The sequence below is a fragment of the Clostridium mucosae genome (genome assembly GCF_024622765.1).
Lineage (GTDB): Bacteria > Bacillota > Clostridia > Clostridiales > Clostridiaceae > Clostridium.
Genome location: NZ_JANKAF010000009.1, coordinates 157,458 through 164,133, shown reverse-complemented (window position 1 = coordinate 164,133; position 6,676 = coordinate 157,458). Strand labels below are relative to the sequence as shown.

Below are 6,676 nucleotides of genomic sequence, written 5' to 3'. Positions count from 1 at the left end.
AACAAAATAAATATTTAACCAGATATTTCATAGTATGTTTTTATTATAACCCCTAAAATATCAATTTTAAAATGCAAAAAAAGAGGTTGCTACAAAATGATTAAAAATCATTTTGCAACAGCCCCTTAAATGATTGTAAGAATTTACTTTTAAATAAATGCGTAACAAAAGATTAACATGATATTTAATATATGTCAATCTTATTAATTGCAAGATTTCTTGAAAATAAAATTAAAGATATAGCAAAAGAAATGATTAAGAGGAAATATATATAATAAAATAAAAATCGGCAACATACAAATTATGAATGCTACCGATTAAGAAGAGATTGATAAAAAATAGTAAAAAATTCGAGAAATAATAGTATTATCTAAAGTAGAGTATATTATACATATAAATTATTCAGAAAGTTAATTAATGTGAAGGCTATTAATTAATTCGTGAGAAGATAAGGAAGATACGTAAAAAGGTGTTTAAAAATTGAATAAAAGTAGATATAATTAAAAGGAAGATACATCAAAGTAAGGATTATTTCATTTGTTAGTTTGGGAGTAGCACTTAGTATAAACTAGGTGCTATTTTCGTATATTGAAGTCGTGAAACAATAATATAAGTACGCTAAAGATTATTTCAAGAAGTAGGAAATTTGGTTATAATTAAGCTATAATACTTATTAACTAATTATAAAGAAATAATGATTTATATTGATTTAATATATCATTCATACATACTTTCAACCATAAGTTAAATATGCATATATATATATTAATTGTTAATAAGTATTAGATACCTTTTTCAATATCTATCCATGGAGCACTCGGTTTATGCTGGGTGCTTTTTTTCATGTCTAAATATAATGAAAAGCAACATACAATTAAGTATGTTGCCGAAGAGAATGTTAAAAATAATAAAATGATTTAAAAGGTCTTTATAGTAATAGTATATCTTAAAAATTAAGATGATATACATATAATTTATTTCAAAAAATATAGTAGCCTTTAAAAATATATTTTTAAGAGCAGTTGGCATTATAATTACTCTTTTTTGTAATTATAAAGTAAAATATAAAAGTATCAAAATAAACTTTTTAAAAAGGTCAGCATGAACTACAATCTATATATAGTTATTTAGAATTAATATATTAGATTATATATTAGCTAATACACTTTGTGATTTGCTATTTATTTATACTTATGTATATTAACCTGTAGGGCATTTAGATAGTAAAAGTTTAGAAAATGATTTGATAATCTAAAGAAAAAACAAGAAGCTGGTGCCACGCATTTAATTTCTCAGTTATTTTTTGATAATGAGTACTTTTATAATTTTTTAGATCAAAAAGAAAAGTATAATATAAATATTCCAGTACAAGCAGGTATAATGCCAGTTATAAATACTAAGCAAATAAAAAGAATAGTTTCACTATGTGGAGCTAATTTACCAAAAAAAATTATTAAGATAATGAGTAAATATGAATTTAATCCTGAAGCATTAAGAGATGCTGGAATTGCATATGCTACAGAGCAGATAGTGGATTTGATATCAAGTGGAGTAGAGGGAATTCACTTATATACTATGAATAATTCATATGTTGCAAAAAGAATAAGTACAAGTATATTTTCTATATTAGATACTATAAATAATTGTGAAAGAGTAATAAATTAGTTAATATATTAATAAGGGTAATAATAAATATAAATAATATGGTTATATGGAAGATGTAAAATGGAAAAAGTAGAGAGTTTTGAGTTAAATCACAGAATAGTTAAGGCACCTTATATAAGAAAGTGCTGTTTGCTTTCAGGGAAAAAGGGAGATAATGTAACAAAGTTTGATATTAGGTTTTTACAGCCAAATAAAGAGTCATTTGGAACAGCTGCTATGCATGGATTAGAACATCTTCTAGCACATGAATTAAGAAATAGATTAGAAGGAATAATAGATTTATCACCAATGGGTGCAGAACAGGTTTTTATTTAAGTATATGGGTAGATAGAGAAGCCTCTGAAATAAAAGAAGCATTAGAATTATCATTAAGAGAAGTTTTAAATGCAACAGAAATACCAGCAGCTAATGAAATTCAATGTGGAAATTATAGAGACTTATCATTATTTGGAGCAAAGGAGTATGCTAAAGACGCTTTAGAAAAAGGTTTTTCATTAAATATATATGGAGAAAAATAAAGTTTGCATATAGATTTATAAATGTATTTTAAGTATAAGACATATAGTAATTTATTTATGAATAAAAATATAGTGTGATATATAGGAGTTGTATTCTAATATGTAAAAGTTAGAATACAACTTTTTGATTTTCTTAATATATAAGGGGGGCAAGAAAGTATAAAATTTTAATCTATAGGAGTTAGTAAAATATATTGTAATGAGTAATCTTTTATATATTTTAAAATAAATATAAATATGATAACATTTAATTATTAGAAAATTTAGAAAATTTCAAATATTACAAAGTGGGGGAGATAATTTGAGAGACAAATGTGGTAAATTTAAGGATTTGGAATTGTTTATCAGCGAAGGAAACGATGATGAAAGTTCCTTAATTGCAGTATTACATCATGCACAAGGATTATATGGGTATTTAGGAAGAGAGGTACAGGAATATATAGCAGATAGATTAAAGATACCAGTATCTAAGGTATATGGGGTAATAACTTTTTACTCATATTTTTCTACAGAGCCAAAAGGAAAACATGTAATAAGTATATGTACTGGAACAGCTTGTTTTGTTAGAGGAGCTTGCGATATACTAGAGGATTTTAAAAAAATTCTAGGAATAAAAGAAGGAGAAACAACTGAAGATGGGTTATTTACTTTAGATACATTAAGGTGTGTAGGTTCATGCGCCATAGCACCAGTCGTACTTGTAAATGATAAAGTTTATGGATATTTTACTAAACCTCAGGTAAATGAATTAATAAATAATTTAAGGGAGCAAGGCTAATATGGAGAAAATAAATACTTATAATGATTTATTAAATAAATATGAAGAATGTAAAAAGAAAATAGAGGTTAGAAAAAATCCAGAAAAATTTAATAAGACTGAAATAAAAGAAAGACATATATTAATTTGTGGAGGACCTGGGTGTAAAGCTTCAAATGCTGATAATATTTTTAAAGCATTTAATGAAGAAATAACAAGATTAAATTTACAAGAAGACGTAAAGGTAATAATGACAGGGTGCTTTGGGTTCTGTGCAAAAGGTCCTGTAATAGAAATTATGCCTGATAAGGTATTTTATATAAAGGTAAGTGAAGAAGATGTAAAAGAAATAGTAGAAAGTCATATTCTTAAAGGAACGATTGTTGAAAGATTACTTTATGAAAATGAAGAAACTAAGGAAAAAATAAAAATAAAAGAGGAGATACCTTTTTATAAAAAACAAGTAAAAATAGCACTAAAAAATTGTGGAGTTATAGATCCTGAAAACATGGAAGATGCTTTGGGGGTAGGAGCTTATACAGCACTTGGAAAGGTACTATCAACTATGACTCAAGAAGATGTTATAAAAGAAATAAGCGAATCTGGACTTAGAGGAAGAGGCGGTGGAGGATTTCCAACAGGAAGGAAGTGGGAAGCTGCTAGAAGAGCAGAGGGTGATATAAAATATGTAATTTGTAATGCTGATGAAGGTGATCCAGGAGCATTTATGGATAGAGCAATATTAGAGGGAGATCCCAATTCTGTATTAGAAGCAATGGCTATTTGTGGGTATGCAATTGGAGCTAATAAGGGATATATTTATATAAGAGCAGAATATCCATTAGCTGTTCACAGATTAAAAATAGCTTTAAAGCAAGCAAGAGAAATAGGGCTTCTAGGAAACAATATATTAAATACGGGATTTAATTTTGAGATTGAAATAAAATATGGAGCAGGGGCATTTGTTTGTGGTGAAGCTACGGCATTAATTCATTCGATTGAAGGATTAAGAGGGGAACCAACAATGAAGCCACCAAGAACTTCAGAAAAAGGATTATGGCAAAGACCAACATGTGTTAATAATGTGGAAACTTTCGCGAATGTTAGTCAAATTATTAACAATGGGGCTAAATGGTATAGCTCAATAGGAGCAGAAAAATCTACAGGAACTAAAGTTTTCGCTTTAGCAGGAAATATTAATAATGTAGGTTTAGTAGAAATCCCAATGGGAACACCATTAAAAGATATAATTTATGAAATAGGCGGTGGAATTGTTGATAATAAATCGTTAAAAGCTATACAAACAGGAGGCCCTTCAGGGGGATGTATCCCAGCAGATTACTTGGACTTACCTATAGAATACGATACCCTAACTTCAATTGGATCAATGATGGGTTCTGGCGGAATGATAGTAATGGACGAAGATAATTGTATGGTTGATATAGCTAAGTTCTATTTAGAGTTCAGTGTTGATGAGTCTTGTGGTAAATGTACTCCTTGTAGAATAGGGAATAAAAGGATACTAGAATTATTAAAGAAAATTACTGATGGGACTGCAGTAGAAGAAGACTTAGAGAAAATGAGTGAACTATGTGAAGTTGTTAAAGATGCATCTCTTTGCGGGCTTGGAGAAGCAGCACCAAATCCAGTATTAAGTACTTTAAAGTTCTTCAATAATGAATATAAGGAACATGTAATAAATAAAAAATGTAGTGCAGGTGTGTGTAAAGGGCTAGTAAAATATGAAGTTACAGATAGTTGTATTGGATGTACTAAATGCTTAAGAGCATGTCCTGTATTAGCTATTAAAGGAAAAATTAGAGAAAAGCATACTATTGATATTGATAAGTGTATAAGATGTGGTTTATGTTTCGAAGCATGTCCAACTAAAGCTATAATAAAAACTAGCTTAGGAGGTGAATTTTAAATGGTTAATATTAAGATAAATGGAATTAATATAGAGGTAGAAAGAGGAACTAGTATTTTAGATGCTGCAAAAAAACTTAATATAAATTTACCAACACTATGTCATATGTATATGGTTGATGGAAATACAAGAAACTGCAAGGGGACTTGTAGAGTATGTGTTGTTGAAGTAGAAGGTAGAGATGGATTGGTACCATCATGTGCAACTGAAGTAAGAGAAGGAATGTCAATAAAAACTAATTCATTAAAATCAATTAGAGCAAGAAAAACTATAGTAGAGTTATTATTATCAAATCATCCTAAAGATTGTTTAAATTGTGATAAGAATATGAATTGTGAGTTGCAAAAATTAGCTTCTGATTTAGGAATAGATGAAAATAAGTATAAAGGCGAAAAGGTAAAATTTGACCTAGATATTTCTGATGGATTTATTAGAGATAGAGAAAAGTGTATCTTATGCAGAAGATGTGTAACTGCTTGTAATGATATACAAAAGGTACATGCAATAACAATAGCTAATAGAGGATTTGAAACCAATGTATCAACATTTTCAAATGATTCGATAAAGGATACAAACTGTACTTATTGTGGACAATGTGTAGCAGTTTGTCCTACAGGAGCATTAAGAGAAAAAAGTGATTATAAAAAAATATGGGAAGTTTTAGATGATAATAATAAATATGTTATAGCTCAAATTGCACCAGCAGTTAGATATGCACTTGCAGAAGAATTTGGGTTAGAGCCTGGTAAATTATCAACAGGAAAAATTGTAACTGCACTGAAATTATTATCTTTTGATTCTGTTTTTGATACTAATTTTGCAGCTGATTTAACTATAATGGAGGAAGCTAATGAATTTATTGAAAGAATTACTTTGGGAGAAAACTTACCACTTATAACTAGTTGCTGTCCAGCTTGGGTAAATTATGCTGAAACTAATTATTATGAAAATATTAATCTGGTATCTAGCTGTAAATCGCCTCAACAAATGTTTGGAGCTATAGCTAAAAATTATCTTCCTCAAGAGTTGTCTGTAAAAAGAGAAAATTTAACTGTAGTATCTATAATGCCATGTATAGCTAAAAAACATGAGGCAAACAGAGCAGAAATGAAAGGCATTGATGGTATAAAAGATGTAGATTTAGTAATAACTACAAGAGAACTTGCTAAAATTATAAAAGAGGCTGGAATAGATATAGTTAATTTAAAGGATTCAGAATTTGATAATCCTTTAGGAATGTCAAGTGGAGCCGGTACTATTTTTGGAACTAGTGGAGGGGTAATGGAAGCTGCACTTAGAACTGCTTATGAATGGATAACTGGTCAGGAATTAAAACAAATTGACTTTGAAAATGTTAGAGGGTTAGAAGGAATTAAAGAAGCTAAGATAGACCTAAATGGAAAAGAAATTAATATAGCAGTTATTAGCTCATTAGGAAATGCAAAAAAAATAATGGATGAAATTAAAGCTGGAAATTCAAAATATCATTTTATAGAGGTAATGGCGTGTTCTGGAGGATGTATTGATGGAGGAGGACAACCTTTTATAAAGTCAAATAGAGATATATTGAAAAAGAGAATGAATGCAATATATAACGAAGATAAAAATAAAATTATTAGAAAAGCTCATGAGAACCCTATGATACAAAAGTTATATAAGGATTATTTACAAAAACCAAATAGTTATATTGCTCATCATATTTTACACATTAATTATAAAAAGAACTAATTAAATGATAGATATAATATAGTTAACTATATTATAAAATGTATTAAGAATTAATTATACAATATAAAGGGAAACGGTAAG

The 6,676-nt window shown here is 28.3% G+C and carries 3 protein-coding genes and 2 pseudogenes; all 5 read left to right on the top strand.

Annotation, left to right across the window (positions count from 1 at the left end):
• Window positions 1–1,204: 1,204 nt before the first annotated feature.
• Window positions 1,205–1,665 (top strand): annotated as a pseudogene (locus tag NSA50_RS11710) (methylenetetrahydrofolate reductase); the annotation flags it as partial.
• 60 nt (window positions 1,666–1,725) lie between these two features.
• Window positions 1,726–2,183: pseudogene (locus NSA50_RS11705) on the top strand (S-ribosylhomocysteine lyase).
• Between the two features lie 301 nt (window positions 2,184–2,484).
• The gene (locus tag NSA50_RS11700) at window positions 2,485–2,961 is read left to right on the top strand and encodes an NADH-quinone oxidoreductase subunit NuoE family protein (RefSeq protein ID WP_257445287.1); all 477 of its coding nucleotides are present in this window, start codon (window positions 2,485–2,487) and stop codon (window positions 2,959–2,961) included.
• A 1-nt stretch (window position 2,962) separates the two neighbouring features.
• Window positions 2,963–4,867, top strand: a complete 1,905-nt coding sequence (locus NSA50_RS11695; RefSeq protein WP_257445285.1) for an NADH-ubiquinone oxidoreductase-F iron-sulfur binding region domain-containing protein — start codon at window positions 2,963–2,965, stop codon at window positions 4,865–4,867.
• Window positions 4,868–6,595 carry an NADH-dependent [FeFe] hydrogenase, group A6 gene (locus NSA50_RS11690; RefSeq protein WP_257445284.1) on the top strand — a complete coding sequence of 576 codons (1,728 nt, stop codon included), beginning with the start codon at window positions 4,868–4,870 and terminating at the stop codon, window positions 6,593–6,595.
• Window positions 6,596–6,676: the final 81 nt, after the last annotated feature.

What these genes read in the sequence shown, in the direction of transcription:
- NSA50_RS11695 (WP_257445285.1), top strand. Translation starts at nt 2,963, where the DNA reads ATGGAGAAAATAAATACTTATAATGATTTATTAAATAAATATGAAGAA.
- NSA50_RS11690 (WP_257445284.1), top strand. Translation starts at nt 4,868, where the DNA reads ATGGTTAATATTAAGATAAATGGAATTAATATAGAGGTAGAAAGAGGA.